The sequence below is a fragment of the Myroides sp. genome (assembly GCF_032073645.1).
Lineage (GTDB): Bacteria > Bacteroidota > Bacteroidia > Flavobacteriales > Flavobacteriaceae > Flavobacterium > Flavobacterium odoratimimum.
Map to the genome: position 1 here is coordinate 79806 of NZ_DAMANB010000013.1, position 22522 is coordinate 102327.

Here is a 22522-nt window from a genome sequence, read left to right on the forward strand (position 1 = left end):
AAAAAAACTTATTTTGTCACCACATCCAACACAATCTTTACTAAGAAAAGTATCGATAATACATAGACTGTTGGCGTAATATCCTTGTGTTCTTTTGCTCCTATTTTTAGTATGGTATAACTCAACATACCAAATACAATTCCTTCAGCAATGCTGTAAGTAAAAGGCATAAAAACGATCGTTAAGAATGCAGGCAATCCGTCTGATAGTTTCTCAAAGTTGATTCTAGTCACAGACGAAATCATGAATAACCCCACTATGATTAAAGCCGGTGCTGTTGCTGCAGCTGGAATAATCAAAAAGATAGGCCCTAAGAATAAAGCTAATGCAAACATAACTGCTACACTTACAGCTGTTAATCCTGTACGTCCACCAGAAGCTACTCCTGATGCACTCTCTACATAAGAAGTAACAGAACTCGTTCCTAAGATAGATCCTACAGTAGTCCCCATAGCATCTGTAAACAATGCTTTTTTCATTTGAGGGAAATTACCATTTTTATCTGCCAAATTAGTCTTAGAAATAACTCCGATTAACGTCCCTACGGTATCAAATAGATTTACGAATAAGAATGTAAACACCACTACCACCATATCAATAGACAGTATCTGATTCCATCCCTCTGCTGTAAACATAGGTTTAATCGCCTCTCCAAAGATAGGCTCTATAGAAGGTGGCAACGCGACAATACTAGTCGGCAATGCTACATCCCCTAAGATCAACCCAAAAATAGTAGCACTCAAAATACCAAATAGAATAGCTCCATTCACATTTCGGATTAATAAAATACTCGTCACGATAAGTCCAATGAAAGTCATCCATACAGTATGCTGACCAAAATCTCCTAATCTCACTAAGGTATTAGGATCTGACATTACTACACCTGCGCTCTTCAGTCCTATAAGAGTAATGAATAACCCAATACCTGCGGGTATTGCTTCTTTTAAAACTTTCGGTATACTTCTAACAATAAGTTCTCGTACATTAAAAAACGTCAATAACAAGAAAATAATTCCTTCTATAAATACAGCCGTTAAAGCGAACTGCCAAGTATATCCCAAGGTCAAAACTACTGAATAAGCAAAGAAACTATTCAGTCCCATTCCTGGTGCCTGCGCTATGGGTAACTTTGCATAAAAACCCATTAATAAGGTTGCTACGATTGTAGCTAAGGCAGTTGTGGTAAATAACGCTTCTCTATCCATCCCTGCATCTGCTAAGATATTTGGATTCACGACCAAGATATAAGACATGGTCAGAAACGTGATGATACCTGCTATAAACTCTCGTTTAATAGTAGTACCATTGCTACTCAACTGAAAGTAGCGCTCAAGAAAATTCTTCATTGTGTTGTGTTGTTGCTTTTTAAAGCATACAAAAATAAGAAGATTTAACCAATTCTAATTAAAATAAAGAATTATATCAGTCTTTATACCTAATAATCGCGTTCTATAGGATTTATATAATTTGCCTTCTTTACATTTAAACTCTCTTGCCCTTTTTCACCTATAGTTATACCAGTTCCCTCTAAATCACTTAAAAAGGTCTTATTAGCATTGATACTCATGGCCTTCTTTGTCTTCTCTTTAGAAGATTCTCTATAAGTCCCTATTTCATTTACATCCCAAATCACTTTAATCTTTTGACTATTTAAAAATTCAAAAGAATACTGTCCTTCGGTATCCCAAGCCTTTACTACGAATCCTGGTAAATTATTGAACTTATAAGGACCTACTTGCCCTGCAATACCTTGTGTAAACCATACTGTCCACTCCCTTCCTCCATACGTAGCAGTTGCCTCTTGCACGTCATAATCATACCACTTTAGTTTACTTGCTTTGATATCCCACTTGATTTCATTTCTATCTTCTTTATAGTAGTTATGTAATCGCCCTATCTTATCATAAAAGGTATTGGTATCCTTATCTGTCATTACAAACCAATTAAAAACAGGTACATAAGACACTACTTTTTGCATAATCTCTTCTTTAGAAGTATTCTCTGATTTGGTTAGTCGCCATCTCTCTCTCTCATAAGATGCATAATCCATAAATCGAGATTGATCCTCTAGCACATCAACAACAGCTGTCCCATCCTTAATTTTACCTACAGATTTATCAGTTAAGACCTTGCTTTCATAATAATATCTCATCACTTCTACTTCCTTAAACTCTTGAGCAGATAGAATACAACTAGAAAACAGTAATAAATACAAATACTTCATATCAATTATCATTAAAGATTATCTCTTATACTTCACTTCACCTAATTTTATTGGATTGCTATTCTTAAGTACCCAATTATTCGCCGATTCACATAGATAATTAAGCTCTCTCGTTTCACCATCACCACTTCTGCGAATTTCCTTTACTAATGCAGTGATATCAGCTAATTCCTTTTGAGACAATGCATTCGAAGAAGATACATACACTAAGAAAGCATCTAACATCTTTTTAAAATCAGCATCCCAATTGCCTCCTCCATTTCTATAAATTTCATCGCGAACCTTCCCTGCTATACGCACTACTTCCCCTTGTACAGTCTTTGCCTTACCCTTAGAAGGAATTAAGTAATCCCACAGTTCTTCAAACTGCTCTTCCCACGTAGTACCTGCTACTTCTATTTTAGATACTCCATCGTGCATAATACGTCTTTTGACAGGTGTGACATCGAATAGTTCATATAAAGCAGTCAAAGCTGTATCGCTTTCTTCTATAAACTCTTTATTAAAATTTTCTCTATGAAATTCAAAGCGTTCTCCTATACGAGTAACATCATCTTTTAATCCTAGTGTAATCTCTTTTGTAAATGGTAAAAGTAACTTAGCGATTTCTACTAAAGCAGGTAAATCAATATTGCTAGCACGTCTCAATGCACATTTTAAAGGTGTTTCTTTATAAGAGTCTAGTGCATGAATATTAGCTCCCACTTCTATCAATCTCTTTACAGCATCTTTATTCAATCCATATCCTGCTGCAAAGTGTAATGGCGTAGTGCCATACGTATCTACAGCATGTATATTAGCCCCTAATTCTAAGAAAACCGTAATACTTCCATTGCGTCTACTAGCATGTTCATGTAGCGCTGTTCGCTTATATGTATCTACAGCTTCCAGATCAGCTCCATTCTCCACCATCCAACGGACAAACTCATCCTTTACGTTATAAAAACTCAAGGCAGTATGCTTACTATAACCACCTCGTGCATCTATCTCACAAGTGTCAAATACTTTCTTTAACGCTTTCATATCCTTAGCATCTACTAATTCTTGAAAGTCCTTGGGTAGGGTTTTCTTCTTCTTCTTTGCCATTTACAACTTTTCTTTTTCTTTTTTCAACCCGAATATACAAAGAATAATGCAATATAATTTATATTATAAATAATATTTATTAAAACTATATACCAAAATCAAAACTATCTGCAATACTTCTTCAAATCAAAAGGTGTTGTATATAAACCATAAGAACTCTTTATCCTAAACATATCTAATAAAAAATGGCTTCTTTCTTTAACTAGTTTACGATAAACATATCCCCTTTTTCCATCACCATTATACTCTTATTCTAATGTCAATTCTTCTACATTATCATCTATGTCAATAACTTCTCCCTCTTTATCTAAACCATCAACTTTCTCATAACTAATTTCTTCTACATTTAGTGGCTCTCTCCCTCTATCAAAACCCCAAATAAGCGCAATAAAAAATTGGTTAAATATCAACCAGTTACAAATTAAAGCATACCAAGTTGTAAGACATGAAGCCAAGATGGCTTCATTAAGAAAACATCTAAGATTTTACCTCCTAAAGACTAAAGTCACAAAAAAACCGAGACTCTACAGACTCGGTTTAGTTTTTATTTAGACGTTTCTCTATTAATATACAAAACAATTATATTAGTTAATAACAAATTGATATTTACAAAATTGGTTCAGTCATAAAGGTGACCTTCATAGAAGAGTGAGCCATAATCGGAGCCCAATCAAAATCTCCTACCCTAGGTTCAAAGTAGAGCCATTTATCATCATTATTCAGAGTATAATGATATTGTTTACCAGGATAATTCGTCTCCGTAGCTTTCGTTCGAATCTTATATGTTTTGCCTTTTTTAACCTCTATACTAAAATTAGAAATACCTACACTAGAGTTAAATCCCGAATCTGTAACTAATAATGGTGAGTGCACAGTATTACCCGTAAAAACAACAGTTCCAGTATTATCAGTAACTTCAGTTGTACATATTATATTTGCAGCTGCTCTCTCACTACTACTCATATCACCATAAATAACGAACTCTAAAAATAACAATCCATCTCTATCTGCTACATAGTCATAATCAAATTCTGTCATATTCACTACTGTAGGAGTGGTAGTTTTACTTTGTAAATCATATTGCTTATTAGTCAGTTTAAAAGTTACAAATTGCATATCTCTACTAGGTGAGGTTTTTACATACATACGCATCCATCTATTCTCACTTGTCCAGTAGTGAAACCCCTCTCTTAAATCTCCTGTATCAACTGTATTATAAACTATCATCCCAGCCTCCATATGTGCAGGATCTAATGGTGCAGCAGAGGTCATACTTACTAGCTTCACTCTATTTATTAATAATCCTTTATTGTCAGACTCTAAGGTCAGATCCGCCTCTTTAATAGGTAGTACAGCATTACCCAACCCTACTTGTGCATTAGTCATACAAACATTGAATAATGTAATCATTACTGTTAGGACATGACAAATCCTTTTTACTATTTCCTTTTTCATAATTTTAATTCGTAAGTTCTGACAAAAACGTAACCTTTAAAGACGATTGATAATTACTATTTGGACCAACAAGGTTACCTACCATATTCTTAAATTTATTAGCATTTGGTCCAGCATAAACATTACTAGCAAAAGTATTAACCGTATATTTCTCCCCTCTCTTTACATTAACATAATATATACCTACGGCAGTCACAGCTTTGTTTCCATCACCAGGCACAACCATATAAGGAGAAATAGCACAATACTCTCTAGAAATCTCTTTTTTAGTAGAGTCAGTGATTATAGTCTCGAAGAGTGCATCTGTAGCCCCTTGTAAAGTAGCATTACCTGGTTGATAAGTAACATAGGCTACCATTAAATATTCTAAAAACAAAACTCCATCTTCTAAAGCAGTATATTCAAAATCTAGATCCTTCATTTGCACACTTTGCTGATATGGAACTTCTATACTTGATTTTGTCCTAAAGTATCCTACTAAGTTAGTAAGACGTGTAGGTGTCTTTTTAGAATAAATTTTAGTCCACTTTTTTTCACTAGACCAAAAATAAACCCCTTCTGTAAGATCACCTGTCACATTAGTATTATACACCGTTACACCTACATCTAGACTAGTATCTGATAACGGTTTAGGCGAATTCAAACTAACTAGTTTCACTCGATTAAACAACATCCCTTTATCTGTAGAGCCTAAAGTTAACTCCGCATTAGGGTTAGGTAAAGTAGTGTTTATCCCCTGCTGTGCAAAGAGAGAAACACTCATAAAACAATAAAACAATATATATTTATAAAATCTCATATCAATTCTCTTTTTATATTATAAACTTAATTCTGATAAGAAAGTAACCTTCATAGATGAATATACTTTTTTACCTCCAATACTAAGTGTGCCTAACGTAGGTTTTGCAACATTGTAAAAATTCCCAGCCCAATACTCTTCGCCTATATGACTTATATTATATGTTTTTCCTTTCACTACAGGGATAGAAAAGTTAGAAATCCCTACAGTTATTTTGCCTGGTTCATTTACAGTAGCAACAAAAGGAGACATTGTAGTAACACCGTTAAAGACCTCAGCCCCTGTCTCATCTACTATATTAGTAAACAAATAGGTATTACCCGCAATAACTACAGATCCTCCTGCCATAGTACTATATATACTTAGATCTAAAAAAAGTGTACCATTCTCTTCAGCCTTATATACATAATTCAACTCGTCTATTGGTACCTTAATCTCGTAATCTGGTAAGAGATATTCCTTAGTTGTTTTCTTAAACGCAAGGAAGTTCATATCTCGCGTAGGAACATACTTAATGTATAAACGAGACCAGCCGTTACTAGAGTGCCAAAAATAGTATCCCTCTACTAGGTTTTTAGTTGGGTCTACAGTAGTGTTATACACTAATGTACCTGCAACCATGTTTTCCTTTTTTAGAGGAGCCGCAGATAATACATCTTGTAATTGCACCCTATTAGGAAGCATCCCCTTATTCTCTGACCCTAATGTTAAATCTGTATTTTGATTAGGTAATTTAACACCTATACTCGATTGACTGAATACAGATGTGCTGATTAATAAAAAAGTAATTAATAATATTCTCATAGCAGTACTTTGTAATTATGTTAAAAAATAAATATTAAATACAAATTTAACAAAAAAACAAACACAAAACACGTCAAATAAACATATAGAGAAATAAATTTTAAAAAACACAATATATTAGAATAATCAATAATATTTTAACAAAAAAAAGATTTTATAAAAACATAATTGCTTCTAAACATCTTTTTAATCAAATACTAAATTAACTATTAAAATAAGTAGTTAAAGGTACCTTTAATCTATTACTAGCATTCACTTTTTTAAAAAGCAAAAATTGTATACACTGAAATGATTTATTTTGGCAATTGCTCTAACTTCTGTAATAATGCTCTAGACAGTAAAATAAAACCGTATTACTCTTTCACCAAAGATAAAATCTCTTCTCTAAGCACATCACTATTAGGATATGCAGCTTTAGAATTCACTAATTTTCCTTCCTTATTATATAGGATATAACGTGGTATTTCTGTCAAATTTAATTCTTCATAGAAAGAATGCTCAGGGTAGTTCATAGCCAAAACATTATGCCTACCAATAGGTAATCCTATTTTATTATAAGCAGTAGCCCAAGCTCTCTTATCACTATCAATCGAAATGTAAACAAATACCACTGGTTCTTGTTCTAACACCTCTTTTAAAACTTTGGAATAGGGCATCATCTGAAGACAAGGACCACACCACGAAGCCCAAAAATCAATTACAATAACTTGACCTTTATTCTCTTTTACTATGTCTGTTAATGAAATTGTATTGTTATTAGAATCCAGCAGCAGAACACTTTTATCATCCGATACACTATTTAACCTACTTCCATACTTCTGCTGTATTACAGACAATGCCTTGTCATTTTTTACATTAACCTTCAGCTTCTCATATAGAAGCTCTAATTCTTTCTTTAAAATTCCATTATTTACTATTTGTTCGAAATAATACAGAAGCAGATACTCCTTGACCACTTCGCTAAACTCAGTACTTATTATTATTTTATTAAAAGCATCTTCGTAATCAATTACAAAAGGAACTTGAGGATCAGGAACTTTTATATCGTAATAATACTGTACATAGTTCTCTAAGAAAAAGCGATAAGCTCCTGACACTAATAAATCATCACGCCTCAAGTCCTCTGTACCTATGCTATTAAAATCATAGGTATCTTTATAAGTATTGATTCTATAATAGTAATTACTATAAAATAGTACATCATACATTCGTTGTGATAACTGATTTACTTGTTTAAGAGAATCTAGAGTTGAATATACATCATGATAATAGTTATCTTCTTCTACTAGATATCTCTTTTCTTCCTCAGCAGAGCGATTCCTGCCATATCTATTTCTAAACAAGCTTTGTTCTAAAGGTTGTTTACTATATAAGTATTGCTGAATATTTATCTCCTCAAGATTTTCTTTTCTATGTCGATTATCAACTAAAGGTAGATTATCAACATATCTGACATCTATAGTATCCCCTCGTTGAAAATTATAAAATAAATTCTGTTTAATACCCTTACCATTAGATAGGTAATAGTTAAAATACACTTCTTGATCCTTAACAGTAATCACAATCGTATCTCCTTTTAAATAGTTGTTTACCGCATAGTTCTTTACTTGCAAGCTATCTTTATCAAAATATATAATTGCATTACTCTTTAAGCGATTACTACTCCAGTCTATCTCTTGAGGCTCAAATACAAACACAATTTGTTTGGCTTCCGCAACAGAAGATTTAATATTCCTGTTCTTATCTAAACAGCCTGTCATAATCCCTCCAATAAGCACTAGGGTTACTAAAAATAAGTACTGCACAATGTTTGTCTTCATAATCAACTAAGTAAAAACTAAATTTAATAAAAAAAGCAGCATCCATCTCTGAATACTGCTTAATATAGAAAAGTCTAAACAATTTACTGAACTCTAATCGTAACAGGTAGTGTGAACTGAGAACGAACTGCCTTTCCTTTATTTAGGGCAGGTTTCCATTTTGGCATTCTCTTTAAGACCCTAATAGCCTCTTGCCCTACTCCATATCCAGGATCTCTCATCACCTTGATATCTGTTAGACTACCATCTTTCTCTACTATAAAAGACATAATAACTTTTACTTCCTTCACACTAGCATCCAAATCTGGTGTTCTAAATGAACCCACAAATCGGCTGCTAAATTTAGCCATTGTCTCATAAGGTTCTGCTTTAGTAGATACTCCTATATACACTGTCGTATCTTCTAGCGCTTCTCCTGTTGTAGCATCATTAGAATCCACCACTTCAGCTGGATTATCTGTTCTAGCTTCATCAATAGCAATTACGCCATCTGGATTAGCATCTAGATTATGTGCGCCCGGATTAGCATCTATAAACTCATCTACTTTAGGGGCTACTGTAGTAACCTCATTCGCATCTGCTGCCTCGAACTCGTGAAACTCTACTTCTTTAGTCTTGCTTAATACTGTTTCTACCTTGTTGGCAGGGAGTTCTACGATTGGCTCCTCCTTAGGCGTAAAGATTTCTTCTTCTACTGCTGTAGGTTTAATAACTTCATCAATAATCACTACAACCGAACCTGGATCATTACTTGCAAATAAATTAGAGATCACTGTAGGAACAATAAATACGGCACTAAAGAGAAACATTCCTGCTACTAAGGATAAAACGGTGGTACGCGAACTGTTTTTGCGCAAATTATACGCTCCATACGCCTTATTGCGGTGCTCAAAGACGATATCCAACCAATCTTTTCTAAACAAATCATTCTTTGCCATAATTATTTATTTTAAATGTTAAACAATAGGCTGTTGGATTATTCGAATACCAACAGCTAAATCAATCTACAGCTGCTCTCATACTGTATTAAAAAATTAATATTAAACTAAAGTATATGACTAATATACAAATTATAAACGAAAATAATACACATTTATTATTTTAAGGATTTATTTTTCTTAAATAAACATTAACAGAAGTTGTTTCTAGCCTAGTTCATAGTTCGTATTGCTATTCTTTCAGACAATACTTTTATACTTGAGAAGTAAGTCCCTACTCCCTCCGTTATTTTGTGCTAATTAACGGACTTATTACGGACTCACTACGGACTCACTACGGACTCACTACGGACTCATTCAAAAGAAAAAGTGTCTCGTCCTACTATAACGATACAGTTATAACTAATCATACTAACGAGTGAAAAAACAAAAAAAGAGCTACTTCGGATAAAGTAGCTCTTTAAATTTTTAGATTTTATATATCAAATAGTGATCACCAATCTAGTACCCGAAGGGACTTGCTTATTCCATACATGCTCGATATCTTCTATCGCATGTGCTTCGGTCTGGATGTGCAGTTTATTATTCGATGCTAATAAAAACATCTCTGGTAGTATAACTTTATTAAATACAATGAGCTCTTCTGGTGAAAGACTTCCAAAGCCAGAACCTAAAATCTCAATAGCTGAGCTTCTAAGTATGGCTGATGATAACGTAATTTCTTTACCTGCCATATCACCTGCAGTAACAATCTTAGTAGTATGGGCAAGGTGAGTCACAGACTCTCCCTTTAATACCTCCATGATAAGCGAAATAGGTTTGCCCCATAAATAGTCAATTACAATATCGATAGGAGTCTCTTTGTGAATCGCACTTAATTGTTGCTTTATATTTTCGTCCGTATCTTTTAAATTGATGGTATGACTAGCTCCATAAGATTTTAATTCGTCTAGGAGTTTTTCATTTCTCCCTGTGACTATGATATGTTTAGCGCCATAGTGTTTTGCTATCTGTACCGCTACTTGTCCTGTGAATCCCGTAGCTCCATTAAACAAGACTGTCTGACCTGCTTCTAACTTCGCTCTAATCAGCAGTGGCATAGCTGATCCTAGTACTGCATTAGGTAATGCTGCAGCTGTCACATTATCTAAGGTATGAGGAATAGGGGTATAATTATCTCCTATTATGGCTTGCTCCGCTAACATCCCTGTGATACCAAATCCATATACTCTAGTCCCATCTTCTAATTCTCCTACTCCATCTGTCCCCACTACAGTAGGGAACTCTTTATAACTTGCATAGTGTTTTCCGCTTACTCTAGATTTATCTAGATTCTTTACCGCAGAAGCTTTGACCTTAATGATCCTATGCCCCTCTTCCACAGTGAGTGTGGAGTCTATCTCTCCACATTTGGGTGTGCTACCCGATTTATATAATATTGCCGCTTTCATTGTTGTGTGTTATAATTTAGCTCTAAAAGTACTTATTTTTTTTGTCTTTTTTTGTGAAGGTGTTTTTTTGTGAAGATGTGAAGGTGTTATTTGTGAAGGTGTGGAGGTGTTTTTTTGTGAAAGTGTTATTTTGTGGAGGTGCTTTTTTGTGAAGGTGAGAGAAAGCAAAATTACAAAACAACAAACTCACAAAATAACAAAATAATAAACTCACAAAACAACAAACTCACAGAATAACAAAATAATAAACTCGCAAAATCACAAACTCACAAAACAACAAACTCACAGAATAACAAAATAATAAACTCGCAAAATCACAAACTCACAAAATAACAAACTCGCAAAATCACAAACTCACAAAACAACAAACTCACAAAACAACGAAATAACAATTTCATAATAAACAATCCATGATCATGGAATATTTATTGATTAATCATTTATTGAACACAAAAAAGACATTCATGTTTATATACTACTTTGAACGCTTAGAAGTATGGAAGAACGCCAGAAGTTTAAGCAAGGACATACATATTCTTACTAATAGATTTCCAAAAGAAGAATTATTTGGTTTAGTATCTCAATTAAGACGTGCAACTTATAGTATACCAGCTAATATAGCAGAAGGAATGTCAAGAAACAGCAATAAAGAAAAGTTAAGGTTCTTAAATATAGCCTATTCTTCCGCTATGGAAGTTATTAATTTCTTAATACTTAGTTTAGATCTTGAGTTCTTAACTATAGAGGAATATAACTACACACGCGAGAAAATAGGACTTATTACTAATCAGATATATGCTTTAAGCAAAAAAATTGGTGAATCGTGAAGGTGCTATTTTGTGGAGGTGCTATTTGTGAAGAGGTGAAGGTGTGAAGGTGTTTTTTTGTGAAGATGCTATTTGTGAAGAGGTAAGAAAGCAAAATTACAAAACAACAAAATCACAAACTCACAAAATAACAAACTCACAAAACAACGAAATAAAAAATTGCTAATCTCTATCGCAGAATGACAGATGTCCTTCTCATTGGTGAGATAAAATTGTATATTTGTTCCTTTGCCAAAAAATATGTCTAAAACAGAAGAAACAATAGAAGTACTAGGAGCTAGAGTTCACAATCTTAAAAATATAGATGTGTCTATCCCTCGCGAAAAACTGGTGGTTATCACAGGTTTATCCGGTTCGGGAAAATCATCTCTAGCCTTTGATACTATTTATGCAGAAGGCCAACGCCGATATATAGAGACTTTCTCTGCTTATGCTAGACAATTCTTAGGAGGACTAGAAAGACCTGATGTGGATAAGATAGACGGTCTGTCTCCTGTGATTGCTATCGAGCAGAAGACAACCAATAAAAGCCCAAGATCTACTGTAGGTACGATCACTGAGATATATGACTTTATGCGTTTGCTATACGCTAGAGCGGGTGAAGCGTATAGTTATAATACGGGCGAAAAAATGGTGAGTTACTCTGACGAGCAGATTCTAGACCTGATCATCAGTGAATATCAAGGTAAACGCATCAATATACTAGCCCCTGTAGTACGCGCTAGAAAGGGACATTATAGAGAGCTATTTGAACAGATAGCGAAACAAGGATTCTTAAAAGTGCGCATAGATGGAGAGATTAAAGACATCACTTCAGGTATGCGTGTGGATAGATATAAGACGCATGATATCGAAACAGTAATCGATAGAATAGCTATAGACGATACAGAACAGACTAAGCAACGCCTTACAGAAAGTATCAAAGTAGCCATGCACTATGGAGATGATATCATCATGGTATTAGAGCATGAAGGAGAGACAGCTCGTTTCTTTAGTCGTCACCTAATGTGTCCTACCACAGGTATCTCTTATTCTAAACCAGAACCTAATAATTTCTCTTTTAACTCTCCTAAGGGAGCGTGCCCATGCTGTAACGGGTTAGGTACGATCAACGAGATAAATCAACTCAAGATTATCCCAGACCCTAAGATTTCTATCAAAGGTGGAGGTCTTATTCCTCTAGGAACAGAGAAGAAATCTTGGATGTTCAAACAATTAGAGATTATCGCTGATAAATATAACTTCTCTCTGAATGATCCTATAGAAAAGATTCCAGCAGAAGCCATGGATATTATTCTAAATGGTGGACAAGAGAGTTTCGCTGTAGTATCTAAAGTAGCGGGTATCACAAAGAACTATAAGATAGACTTCGAAGGTATTGTCAATTTCATCAAAAACCAATTTGAAGAAAGTGATAGTGCAACTATTAAAAGATGGGCGAAAGAGTTTATGGATGAAATCGACTGTCCTGAATGTAATGGTACTCGTCTTAAAAAAGAAGCACTCTATTTCAAAATAGGCGATCAGAATATCGGTGAGCTTATACAGATGGATGTAGAGACACTAATCAATTGGTTTAAAGAATTACCAAGCAAATTATCAGAGAAACAAAAGAGTATTGGGTCTGAAGTATTAAAAGAAATCACTACTCGTCTATCTTTCTTGCAAGATGTTGGATTAACTTACTTATCTTTGAATAGAAGCTCTCGTACTTTATCAGGTGGGGAAGCTCAGCGAATCAGATTAGCGACTCAGATAGGTTCTCAGTTAGTAGGTGTATTATACATCTTAGATGAACCGAGTATCGGATTACATCAACGAGACAATGAAAGGTTAATCAAATCGCTAGAGTCACTAAGAGACATCGGTAACTCTGTCCTCGTAGTAGAACATGATAAGGATATGATCGAACGTGCAGATTACGTTATCGACATCGGTCCTAAAGCAGGTAAGAATGGAGGAAAGATAATAAGTGAAGGTACACCTGCTCAATTATTAAAAGAAGATACATTAACAGCGAATTACCTAAATGGTAAGCTTAAAATAGAAGTTCCTAAAAAACGCAGAAAAGGAAATGGTAAAACATTGAAGTTAGAAGGCGCAACAGGAAATAATTTAAAGGATGTGACCATAGAGATTCCTCTAGGGACACTTACTTGTGTGACAGGAGTGTCAGGGTCTGGTAAATCTACGTTAATCAACGGTACATTATACCCGATCTTAAACACGCACTTCTTCCACGCAGTAGCGAAGCCACAACCTTATAAAAAAATAGTAGGTCTAGAACATATTGACAAGGTGATTTCTATCGATCAAAGTCCGATAGGACGTACACCTAGATCTAACCCTGCTACTTATACAGATGTATTCTCTGATATAAGAAACTTATTTGCACAAGTACCAGAAGCGGCTATACGAGGGTATAAACCTGGTCGTTTTAGCTTTAATGTAAAAGGGGGACGATGTGATACCTGTGAAGGATCTGGAGTGCGTACCATAGAGATGGGGTTCTTACCTGATGTCTATGTAGAATGTGAAACATGTCAAGGAAAACGATTCAATAGAGAAACACTAGAGATTCGCTATAAAGGAAAGTCTATATCAGATATACTAGATATGACTGTAGCAGAAGCTGTAGGATTCTTTGAGAATATTCCGAAGATATATAGAAAGATTAAAACGATAAACGAAGTAGGACTTGGATATATCACCCTAGGTCAACAGAGTACTACTCTATCTGGAGGAGAGGCTCAACGTATCAAACTAGCGAGTGAGTTATCTAAGAAAGACACAGGTAATACGTTTTATATCTTAGACGAACCTACAACAGGTCTGCACTTCGAAGATATACGAGTGCTGATGGAGGTAATCAATAGATTAGTGGATAAAGGGAATTCTATCTTAATTATCGAACACAATCTAGATGTTATCAAAACAGCAGATTATATCATCGATGTGGGATATGAGGGAGGTAGTCAAGGTGGTCAGATAGTTGCTAAAGGAACACCTGAAGAAATATGTAAAAATGAGAAAAGCTATACAGCTAAGTTTTTAAAAATGGAATTAAAAAATTAAGAATATGAAAGAAGCATTTGAAAGCGAAGAGGCTAAGATCCAAGACAAGTTCAAACAAAGATCTTGGAATGAGATTAAGACTAATGATTCATGGGGAATCTTTAAAATCATGTCTGAATTCGTTAATGGGTATGAGAAAATAGGTCGTATCGGGCCATGTGTGTCTATCTTTGGTTCTGCTAGAACGAAGACAGATGATCCTTACTATAAATTAGCAGAAGAAATTGCTTTTAAAGTAAGTAAAGCAGGTTATGGTATTATTACTGGTGGTGGTCCTGGTATCATGGAAGCTGGTAATAAAGGAGCTCACTTAGGTAAGGGAGTATCTGTAGGTCTAAACATAGAGCTACCTTTCGAGCAACACTTCAACCCATATATTGATAGCGATAAGAACTTACAGTTCGATTATTTCTTCGTACGTAAGGTAATGTTCGTTAAATATTCTCAAGGGTTTGTAGTTATGCCTGGAGGATTCGGTACGCTAGATGAATTATTCGAAGCGATCACATTGATCCAAACAAAAAAGATTGCTAAATTCCCTATCGTATTAGTAGGTAGTGCTTTCTGGGGTGGATTAATTGATTGGGTAAAAGATGTTCTTTTAGATAAATACCACAATATCTCTCCTGAAGATATGAACTTAATCAAGATCGTTGATTCAGCTGACGAAGTTGTAGAAGTAATTGATGCTTTCTACAAAAAGTACAATTTGAAACCAAATTTCTAAAAAGTGTTTTAGATCCTGATAGAAAAGACTGTTATAGCGATATAACGGTCTTTTTTTGTATGTAATATACGTACCTACTGCCGTAGGCAAACATTCTTAATTCCTAATTTGAAATTCGTAATTAAACGAAGAAACCACCCCGCCCTGTGGGCACCCCTCCTAAGGAGGGGAATAGTAGTACCGCATAAACATACAGTATGTCATCCTGACGACAGGAAGGATCCCACACGTGACTCATAGGATGAGATCCTTCGTTACACTCAGGATGACATACTGAGCGTGATATACGTTATCAGGCGTATGTGATAACCGTACGGGTTGCCGCGCGAACTAGTTGGACGCGATATACGTACCTAATGCCTGAAGGGCAAACATTCCTAATTCGTAATTTTTAATTCGTAATTCCCCGAAGGGCAGCCATTTTTAATTCACAAAAAGGGCTGTTACGACATTGTCATAACAGCCCTTTTGTATATTTTAACTGAAGATTATTTAGCTAATAATTCTTCTACTTTTTTACTTAGCTCCTCACCTCTTAAGTTCATAGCAAGGATAGTTCCGTTACCATCTACAAGGTAGTTAGCAGGGATCCCTTCGATACCATAATCTGCAACGATAGGATCTTCCCAGAACTTTAAGTTAGACACTTGAGTCCAAGTTAATTTATCTGTTGCAATCGCTTTCTTCCATGCAGCATCTTCTTTATCGATAGAGTATCCGATAATATCAAACCCTTTTGCATGGTAAGCTTCATACGCTTTTACAACATTAGGATTCTCTTGACGACAAGGTCCACACCATGCTGCCCAAACATCTACTAACACTAACTTCTTTCCTTGTAAGAAAGAAGATAGAGTTAATTCTTTTCCTTCTGGTGTAAGTGCTTTAAACTCTGGTAATTTTTCTCCTACTGATAATCCTTTTACTCCTTCACCCTCATCTAATATTTGGCTTAAACGCTCAGCAACTCTCTTACCTATCTTAGATTCTTTTAATCCTTTAGAATATTTATCGTACTCTGCTTTAAATTCTGCTGGAGTTTTTTCTCCTGCAGGAATCATTTGATTTAGTAAAAACATTCCGAAAGCATTCCCCTCATTCTCTTTAGCGTATTTATCTAAAATAGTTTTAGGAGCTACTAATAATTCTTCGTACTGAGCTTGTAATTTTTTAAACTCTTCAGAATCTGTTTGACCACTCTGAGCCATCATCATCATTTGCATTCCATTCTCATCAGAGAACTTCATGATCTTCTCTGCATAAGGATTGATTTCATTTTGAAACTTCTGAAGCTTCTCATTGTTCTCAGTTCCACCAACAACAGTCTTCTCTGGTGTTTCTTTATCAATCTTGATTGTAATCGTTCCAGGTTCACCTAAGAAAAAGGCATTAAACCCTTGCTCTCCTTCACTTTTAATACTTAAAAAAGCTTCGTCTAACTCTGTAAACTTATGTTCGATAGATACTTTCCCACCTACGATAGTTCCTTTAGCTACCTCTGTAGGCACATCTTTACCTATTTCTACAGCTAATATTTCTACTTCAGTATTATCAGGGAAGTTACTAGCAGTCACTTCAATAACACTTTTTTTCTCACACGATGCAAATACTAATGCGGCGATAAGAAAAACTCCTAATTTTTTCATTTAAATATGTTTTTTATTTTAATCCTTAAAAATAGACATTATTTTAAACGAACCCCCTTATTTTTACATACTTTTTAAAATGATTAACTAAATACTATTATGCTTACCCTATAAATGCCTTATACAGTTCTATAATTGTAATAAAAAAAGCTAGCATGAACATACTCATGATAGCTTTATATTTTCTAATTACTTAGCTAAGATTTCTTCTATCTTCTTACTAAGTTCTTCTCCTCTCAAGTTCATTGCTAGAATAGTACCATTCCCATCTATTAAGTAACTTGCAGGAATTCCCTCTATTCCATAAATCGGTACAATAGGATCATCCCAATACATCAAATTAGAAACCTGAGTCCAAGTTAACTTATCTACTTGAATAGCTTTTTTCCAAGCTACTTCTTCTTTATCTAGTGAATACCCTATAATATCAAAACCTTTATCGTGATATGCTTCATACGCTTTCACTAGATTAGGATTCTCTTGACGGCATGGTCCACACCACGAAGCCCATAGATCTACTAAGACTAACTTTTTATCTTTTAAGAAATCCGTTAGGGTTAATTCTTCGCCTTCTGGTGTCAGTCCCTTAAAGTCAGGTAACTTACCTCCAATAGCTAAGTCTCCTTCTGCTCCTGTTAATAGCGACTGCACCTTCTTACCTAATTTTGTCTTTTTTAACTGTGCTGGGTATTTACTAAACTCTTCTTTTAATTCTTCTAATGACTTTTCTTTCGAACCTATCTTTTGAGAAATCATTAATAGCCCTAAAGCTGTTCTATTGTTCTCTATCTCAAATTTATCTACTAATCTAGAAGTCTCTTCTGACAATACTTTATATTGTTGTTTCAACTTTTTTATGACTGCTGGATCGTTATCACCAGATGCATTATTAAGTACCGCCCCATTCTCAGTTAGAAACTGTGTCAGTTTATCAGTATAAGGTTTCATCTCATTTAAGAACTGTTGTAACTTTATATTATTCTCAGTTCCACCAATGATAGGGCGATCAGGATGATGTTGGTCATATTCAATGGTAATTTTACCAGGTTCTCCCATAAAGAAAATGCTATGCCCTACCTGTCCCTCCTCTTGGATAGAAAGAAAAGCTTCATCTATTTCTGTAAACGGATTCTTAAGGCTCACCTTACCATCCACAATAACTCCTTCTGCTACCGCAAACGGCGTATCTTGACCAATCTCTTTAGACAGTATTTCTACTTTTGCATTATCTGGAATATTCTTCGTCGTAATTTCAATTACATTTTTATCTTGGCACGATACAAATACCAATGCGCCAAAAAGCAATATACTTAACTTCTTCATTTGGATATTTTTTATTTACAGGTTAAAAATAGATATTATAAAGGAGTAATCCCCATACTTTTGTTGACTTTTAATCACAATTAACCTTTCGCATCAGTATATTAACAAATTTGGCTAAAAACTTGTATTATTCTGCTAAAAACTTGAATCACAACAAATCTATTCCACCTTCTACCTTAGCAATAAGTGTCTAAAACCCGAATTATGCAATAGACATATAAACGAAAAGTAATTAAACAAAATAGGTCTGAATTAGTGATTAAAGCATACTATAGTATGGTTTTAGAGCTAATGAAAGAACTATGAAGTAGAATTGCTTTGTAGTATTTGGCTAATGCGTAATTTGGGTTAAAGAGCATATTCTAGTTTCAAAAAAAAACTGCTATAACCTAAAGTCATAGCAGTTCTAAGATATACTTACTGTATCAATTATTTTACTAACAGCTCTTTTATTTTTTCTCCTAATTCATTTCCTCTCAAATCCATTGCTACAATAACACCATTACCATCAATTAAGTAATTCGCAGGAATCCCTTGTATACCATAATCTGCAACAATCGGGTCTTTCCAGAACTGTAGATTAGAAACTTGTGCCCAAGTTAACTTATCTGCTGCAATAGCCTTAACCCAAGCTACTTTATCCTTATCTAAAGAATATCCTATAATGTCAAAACCAAGCTTATGATAGTCTTCATACGTTTTGACAACATTTGGGTTCTCTTGACGACAAGGACCACACCATGAAGCCCACACATCTACAAGCACTAGTTTCTTCCCTTCTAAAAAAGAGGATAGCGTTAATTCTTTATCCTCAGGAGTAAATCCTTTAAACTCTGGTAATTTATCCCCTATTTTAAATGTAATAACCTCTTTCCCTTCATTTTCTACTAAATCATTGATACGTGCTTCTACTCGCTTACCGAATTTAGATGTTCTCAATGCTTCTGGATATTTGTCAAAATCAGCTTTATACTCCACTAATGATTTCTCTTGCATATTCATCAATTCTACAAACATGATCAATCCAAATACGTTATCTCTATTTGCTGCTTCATACTTCTTGATTGTTGAATCGAACTCATTTGCAAAACCAGAGTACTCTTCTTTTAACCTCTTTAATTCTTCTTGACCATCATCACTTATTGTTGAATCAGCTAATTCTTGCATTCTTGCCATATTCTTTTCGACGAAAACATTCAATTTTTCTGATATAGGGCGCGTATCTTCCATAAACTGCTGTACTTTCTTATTATTGGCCGTTCCTTCAACAGTACTTTTATCAGGATTATTCTTATCAAATCGAATGGTAATTGCACCTGGTTCACCAATAAAAAGAACGATATGATTCACATCTTCTGACTCTTTTATCGAAAGATAAGCCCATTCTCCCTCTGTAAATGGATTATCTAATACTACCTTACCTCCTACTATATCTCCAGTAGCTACAACTTCTGGTTCATTAAAATCTAAGCTTCTTATATAGACTTCTACTTTAGTGTTATCTGGTAGATTCTCTGTTATTATTTCGATTGTATTCTTCTTCTGGCAAGAGACCATCAATAAAACCAACGCGAACAAAACACTTAACTTCTTCATAATTAATTTTTTAATTAAAACTAAAGTAATAATTATTATATTATATCTACTAATTATAATTTGATTATTATTAGTCTTCTTTGTTTTTTAAAAGTTACTCTTACTTCTCAATCCATTTTTTGAAATCATTTACCTTCTCTCTACTCACGATTAACTCTTCTGATTCTAGATTAATTAGATTTAGCTTTAACCTAGAATTAGAATAAGCATAGATATCTTTAATACTGTTAATAGATACAATAAACTTCCTATTCATTCTAAAGAAATCTGTCGGGTCTACCATCTTTTCTAATTCCTCAAGGCTGTAATCGATAATATAATTACGTCCTTCTGTCGTCTGTACATAAGAGGCTTTATTCTCACTATAGAAACAGACAACCTCAGAGCGCATCACTATTTTTATCTGTGTTCCAACTTTTACAACAAAGCGCTCTTTATACTCCACTGTATTACTAGAATTCATAAATTGCTTAAAGAGATCTAACTGTTGATTAAACCCAAAGAATACAGATCGATTATTCTCAAACTTTTCAATGGCTTGTTTTAATTCTTTCTCTTCAATCGGTTTAAGTAAATAATCTATACTATTCAACTTAAATGCCCTTAAAGCATACTCATCATAGGCCGTTGTAAAAATAATAGAACTATTAATCTTTACCTGTTCGAATATCTCGAAAGACAGACCATCAGACAACTGAATATCTAAAAAGATGAGGTCTGGCTCTTTATTAGAACCAAACCACAGTACTGCCTCCTCGACACTAGAAAGGTTTATCATAGAACTATAACCTAACTTATCTAACTTCCTCTCTAGCGAGCGCGCTGCAGGCTTTTCATCTTCAATAATAACTATACTAATCATGATGATTTAATCTTACTTGGTATTGATATGTTTTTTTTAATCTTTCGAATTCTCTCTTCTCCATTCTCTCTTGCAGCTTAGATAACACAGGTATCTTATCTAGGTATAGAATAATAACTCTGACCAATGCGCATAGAATTAATAGAGAAAAAAGTAAATATGCATTCATTGGGTTATCATTCCCTACTTGTATTCGTACACGTCTAAAATGATAATAATTAGCAAAGAATACAAAGGCAATAATTGCCATATAAACAATAATCTCTATCCCAATACAAACTAAACTGTTATAACGCTTTCTCTGAAGTCTTTGATAGCTCCTTAAAGCTTCTGGTGATATGGTTGACTCTTTCATATACTGTTAGTTCCATTTTTGTGTACCTCCATTATTATGCTTATCCATATACTCCCTAATCTTCTTATCCTCCCAATCTCTACCTAAAAACAGACTGTAATTAAATGTTCTCATCGCATCAGCAGCTAAGCCTATTCCCCATCCAAATAAAGGAATCAATGCCCATGGGAAAGTTGGATTAGTAATCATATTGATCACCATTAAAAAAATATTGACCATGATGAATGTAGTTAAATGAGCATAAAACTTCTTTATTTTTTCTACATTTTTCTTAGCTTCTACTAAGATTTCTTGTTCGTTCTCAGGTACATCTATGATTCTCATCTGTTCTATAATTTTAGTTAGTATTGGTATTCTTACTGTAAAATATTCTTCTGATTCTTCTATAAATACTGGTTTAGAAGTTAGTAGCGCATATCTACTGGCTATATTTTCTAACCCGATTCCTTTTCTACTTTCGAAAGTCTGTTTTTTATTCAATGTATTTTGAATTATTAAATACCCATCAGGACTTTCTTTGATTAGAATATGTATTGGCTTTTGTGAAGAAGATTTATTGTGTTTAATCACGTTTTCTAATAACAACTGTAAAGACAACGGAACTACTTTAGCACCTTCTTGTTTTACCCTTTCAGGCAATTCAAATATTAGACTATCTTCAAATCGCATCTGTAACAGCTCAATATAAGTCTTCGCAAAGGCTAACTCTTCTTCTAAAGGAACTAATTCTTTATTCTTCTGATCTAAGATATAGCGGTAGGTCTTAGATAGGGAATGGTTAAACTCTACTGCTTTCTCCTGATCCTCTTCTATTAATGCCCCTAATACATTTAAGCTATTAAACAAAAAGTGAGGGTCTAACTGGTTCTTAAGGCTTTCAAATTGAGCAGATACATTACCCGTTATTACTTTCTGTTCTTCTATTTGTTGGTCTTTAACTAAAGAAGAAAAAGTAATATGAAAATAGATCGCTAATAGAATAGAATAAAACACAGTGAAGTTTAAAACAGACCTAAAGCCCCCATGCATAAACACAGTAGCGATATGCCCTCCCTCTACAAAGAAACTATTAATCATCTTTAGAAGAATAGCAACACAGAGTATTACTACAAAGTTGATAGCCGTAGTAATCGCTGTAGCCCATCCGATGTTTCGTTCATTCTCTCTTAGATACATATTCAGTCTACCAAAATAGCTCTTCTTTAAATAATAATTAACTCCCAGTACTGCCGAAACAAGTATACTGAAGTAGAATATAAATAAATAGATATCCAAGTAATGAAGATTAAGTACCCTTCTAAACATTAAAAATGTTATCAGTAATACAGCTCCTATCTTTACAATATTATTTTTTTGCTTCATCTTTTAAAACAAGATTAGTCTTTACATTTATTAACTGTTGTTTTTCTTGAAAAACACTTTTTGAATCTCCTGTTCTGTTTATTCCAAACATAGATAAGAAGAATGTTATCAAAAATAAGGTAATGGCAATAATAATTTTCATATCTCTGGTGTTTTTTGTTGAAGCAAAGAT

General features: G+C 34.2%; 20 protein-coding genes. 3 read left to right on the top strand and 17 right to left on the bottom strand.

The genetic code is table 11. The features are described 5' to 3' along the window. Nucleotides 1-8: 8 nt before the first annotated feature. The 10 genes from RT228_RS10930 to RT228_RS10975 all read right to left on the bottom strand — a co-directional run bounded on the left by RT228_RS10930 (nt 9) and on the right by RT228_RS10975 (nt 10577). Complete coding sequence (locus RT228_RS10930; protein ID WP_286420931.1) at nt 9-1346, bottom strand: NCS2 family permease; 1338 nt, start codon at nt 1344-1346, stop codon at nt 9-11. Nucleotides 1347-1435: 89 nt separating this feature from the next. Next, nucleotides 1436-2224 (bottom strand): GLPGLI family protein, encoded by a 789-nt coding sequence (locus RT228_RS10935; RefSeq protein WP_286420932.1) that lies wholly within the window; start codon nt 2222-2224, stop codon nt 1436-1438. A gap of 18 nt (nt 2225-2242) precedes the next feature. Next, nucleotides 2243-3310, bottom strand: a complete 1068-nt coding sequence (locus RT228_RS10940; RefSeq protein WP_286420933.1) for an ankyrin repeat domain-containing protein — start codon at nt 3308-3310, stop codon at nt 2243-2245. Between the two features lie 248 nt (nt 3311-3558). After that, nucleotides 3559-3765: a hypothetical protein gene (locus tag RT228_RS10945; protein ID WP_016649307.1), complete on the bottom strand. Its 207-nt coding sequence runs from the start codon at nt 3763-3765 to the stop codon at nt 3559-3561. A 151-nt stretch (nt 3766-3916) separates the two neighbouring features. Next, entirely contained in the window at nt 3917-4765 is an 849-nt protein-coding gene (locus RT228_RS10950) for a hypothetical protein (protein WP_006261334.1), read from the bottom strand. 4 nt (nt 4766-4769) lie between these two features. Continuing rightward, nucleotides 4770-5564 carry a hypothetical protein gene (locus RT228_RS10955; protein WP_006261335.1) on the bottom strand — a complete coding sequence of 265 codons (795 nt, stop codon included), beginning with the start codon at nt 5562-5564 and terminating at the stop codon, nt 4770-4772. A gap of 18 nt (nt 5565-5582) precedes the next feature. Continuing rightward, nucleotides 5583-6368, bottom strand: a complete 786-nt coding sequence (locus tag RT228_RS10960; protein WP_006261336.1) for a hypothetical protein — start codon at nt 6366-6368, stop codon at nt 5583-5585. A gap of 353 nt (nt 6369-6721) precedes the next feature. Next, nucleotides 6722-8188 (bottom strand): TlpA family protein disulfide reductase, encoded by a 1467-nt coding sequence (locus tag RT228_RS10965; protein WP_286420934.1) that lies wholly within the window; start codon nt 8186-8188, stop codon nt 6722-6724. Nucleotides 8189-8271: 83 nt separating this feature from the next. Beyond that, nucleotides 8272-9126 carry an energy transducer TonB gene (locus RT228_RS10970; RefSeq protein WP_006261339.1) on the bottom strand — a complete coding sequence of 285 codons (855 nt, stop codon included), beginning with the start codon at nt 9124-9126 and terminating at the stop codon, nt 8272-8274. Nucleotides 9127-9608: 482 nt separating this feature from the next. Next, nucleotides 9609-10577, bottom strand: a complete 969-nt coding sequence (locus RT228_RS10975) for a zinc-binding alcohol dehydrogenase family protein (RefSeq protein ID WP_039329666.1) — start codon at nt 10575-10577, stop codon at nt 9609-9611. 416 nt (nt 10578-10993) lie between these two features. On the opposite strand from RT228_RS10975, the gene RT228_RS10980 reads away from it, so the two are divergent. The 3 genes from RT228_RS10980 to RT228_RS10990 all read left to right on the top strand — a co-directional run bounded on the left by RT228_RS10980 (nt 10994) and on the right by RT228_RS10990 (nt 15206). Continuing rightward, on the top strand, nt 10994-11404 hold the full coding sequence (locus tag RT228_RS10980) for a four helix bundle protein (protein ID WP_082013838.1): 411 nt from the start codon (nt 10994-10996) through the stop codon (nt 11402-11404). A 240-nt stretch (nt 11405-11644) separates the two neighbouring features. Further along, a complete protein-coding gene (gene uvrA, locus RT228_RS10985) occupies nt 11645-14479 on the top strand; it encodes an excinuclease ABC subunit UvrA (RefSeq protein ID WP_039329670.1) in 2835 nt (944 codons plus the stop codon). A gap of 4 nt (nt 14480-14483) precedes the next feature. Then, on the top strand, nt 14484-15206 hold the full coding sequence (locus RT228_RS10990; RefSeq protein ID WP_006260044.1) for a TIGR00730 family Rossman fold protein: 723 nt from the start codon (nt 14484-14486) through the stop codon (nt 15204-15206). Nucleotides 15207-15694: 488 nt separating this feature from the next. Here RT228_RS10990 and RT228_RS10995 read toward each other — a convergent pair whose 3' ends face one another. The 7 genes from RT228_RS10995 to RT228_RS11025 form a co-directional block, all read right to left on the bottom strand. Further along, nucleotides 15695-16852: a TlpA disulfide reductase family protein gene (locus RT228_RS10995; RefSeq protein WP_058699973.1), complete on the bottom strand. Its 1158-nt coding sequence runs from the start codon at nt 16850-16852 to the stop codon at nt 15695-15697. A 189-nt stretch (nt 16853-17041) separates the two neighbouring features. After that, entirely contained in the window at nt 17042-18175 is a 1134-nt protein-coding gene (locus RT228_RS11000; RefSeq protein WP_313138674.1) for a TlpA disulfide reductase family protein, read from the bottom strand. Nucleotides 18176-18604: 429 nt separating this feature from the next. Continuing rightward, the gene (locus tag RT228_RS11005; RefSeq protein WP_016649299.1) at nt 18605-19771 is read right to left on the bottom strand and encodes a TlpA disulfide reductase family protein; all 1167 of its coding nucleotides are present in this window, start codon (nt 19769-19771) and stop codon (nt 18605-18607) included. 100 nt (nt 19772-19871) lie between these two features. Further along, on the bottom strand, nt 19872-20633 hold the full coding sequence (locus RT228_RS11010) for a LytR/AlgR family response regulator transcription factor (protein WP_006261348.1): 762 nt from the start codon (nt 20631-20633) through the stop codon (nt 19872-19874). After that, on the bottom strand, nt 20626-20988 hold the full coding sequence (locus tag RT228_RS11015; RefSeq protein WP_006261349.1) for a hypothetical protein: 363 nt from the start codon (nt 20986-20988) through the stop codon (nt 20626-20628). The genes RT228_RS11010 and RT228_RS11015 overlap by 8 nt, the downstream gene beginning before the upstream one ends. Nucleotides 20989-20994: 6 nt before the next feature. Beyond that, complete coding sequence (locus tag RT228_RS11020) at nt 20995-22350, bottom strand: 2TM domain-containing protein (protein ID WP_006261350.1); 1356 nt, start codon at nt 22348-22350, stop codon at nt 20995-20997. Continuing rightward, entirely contained in the window at nt 22334-22492 is a 159-nt protein-coding gene (locus RT228_RS11025) for a hypothetical protein (protein WP_006260037.1), read from the bottom strand. The genes RT228_RS11020 and RT228_RS11025 overlap by 17 nt, the downstream gene beginning before the upstream one ends. Nucleotides 22493-22522: the final 30 nt, after the last annotated feature.

Bases quoted from the DNA above. Each gene is read 5' to 3' on its own strand.
- RT228_RS10930 (WP_286420931.1), bottom strand. From the start codon at position 1,346: ATGAAGAATTTTCTTGAGCGCTACTTTCAGTTGAGTAGCAATGGTACT.
- RT228_RS10935 (WP_286420932.1), bottom strand. From the start codon at position 2,224: ATGAAGTATTTGTATTTATTACTGTTTTCTAGTTGTATTCTATCTGCT.
- RT228_RS10940 (WP_286420933.1), bottom strand. From the start codon at position 3,310: ATGGCAAAGAAGAAGAAGAAAACCCTACCCAAGGACTTTCAAGAATTA.
- RT228_RS10950 (WP_006261334.1), bottom strand. From the start codon at position 4,765: ATGAAAAAGGAAATAGTAAAAAGGATTTGTCATGTCCTAACAGTAATG.
- RT228_RS10955 (WP_006261335.1), bottom strand. From the start codon at position 5,564: ATGAGATTTTATAAATATATATTGTTTTATTGTTTTATGAGTGTTTCT.
- RT228_RS10960 (WP_006261336.1), bottom strand. From the start codon at position 6,368: ATGAGAATATTATTAATTACTTTTTTATTAATCAGCACATCTGTATTC.
- RT228_RS10965 (WP_286420934.1), bottom strand. From the start codon at position 8,188: ATGAAGACAAACATTGTGCAGTACTTATTTTTAGTAACCCTAGTGCTT.
- RT228_RS10970 (WP_006261339.1), bottom strand. From the start codon at position 9,126: ATGGCAAAGAATGATTTGTTTAGAAAAGATTGGTTGGATATCGTCTTT.
- RT228_RS10975 (WP_039329666.1), bottom strand. From the start codon at position 10,577: ATGAAAGCGGCAATATTATATAAATCGGGTAGCACACCCAAATGTGGA.
- RT228_RS10980 (WP_082013838.1), top strand. From the start codon at position 10,994: ATGGAATATTTATTGATTAATCATTTATTGAACACAAAAAAGACATTC.
- uvrA (WP_039329670.1), top strand. From the start codon at position 11,645: ATGTCTAAAACAGAAGAAACAATAGAAGTACTAGGAGCTAGAGTTCAC.
- RT228_RS10990 (WP_006260044.1), top strand. From the start codon at position 14,484: ATGAAAGAAGCATTTGAAAGCGAAGAGGCTAAGATCCAAGACAAGTTC.
- RT228_RS10995 (WP_058699973.1), bottom strand. From the start codon at position 16,852: ATGAAAAAATTAGGAGTTTTTCTTATCGCCGCATTAGTATTTGCATCG.
- RT228_RS11000 (WP_313138674.1), bottom strand. From the start codon at position 18,175: ATGAAGAAGTTAAGTATATTGCTTTTTGGCGCATTGGTATTTGTATCG.
- RT228_RS11005 (WP_016649299.1), bottom strand. From the start codon at position 19,771: ATGAAGAAGTTAAGTGTTTTGTTCGCGTTGGTTTTATTGATGGTCTCT.
- RT228_RS11010 (WP_006261348.1), bottom strand. From the start codon at position 20,633: ATGATTAGTATAGTTATTATTGAAGATGAAAAGCCTGCAGCGCGCTCG.
- RT228_RS11015 (WP_006261349.1), bottom strand. From the start codon at position 20,988: ATGAAAGAGTCAACCATATCACCAGAAGCTTTAAGGAGCTATCAAAGA.
- RT228_RS11020 (WP_006261350.1), bottom strand. From the start codon at position 22,350: ATGAAGCAAAAAAATAATATTGTAAAGATAGGAGCTGTATTACTGATA.
- RT228_RS11025 (WP_006260037.1), bottom strand. From the start codon at position 22,492: ATGAAAATTATTATTGCCATTACCTTATTTTTGATAACATTCTTCTTA.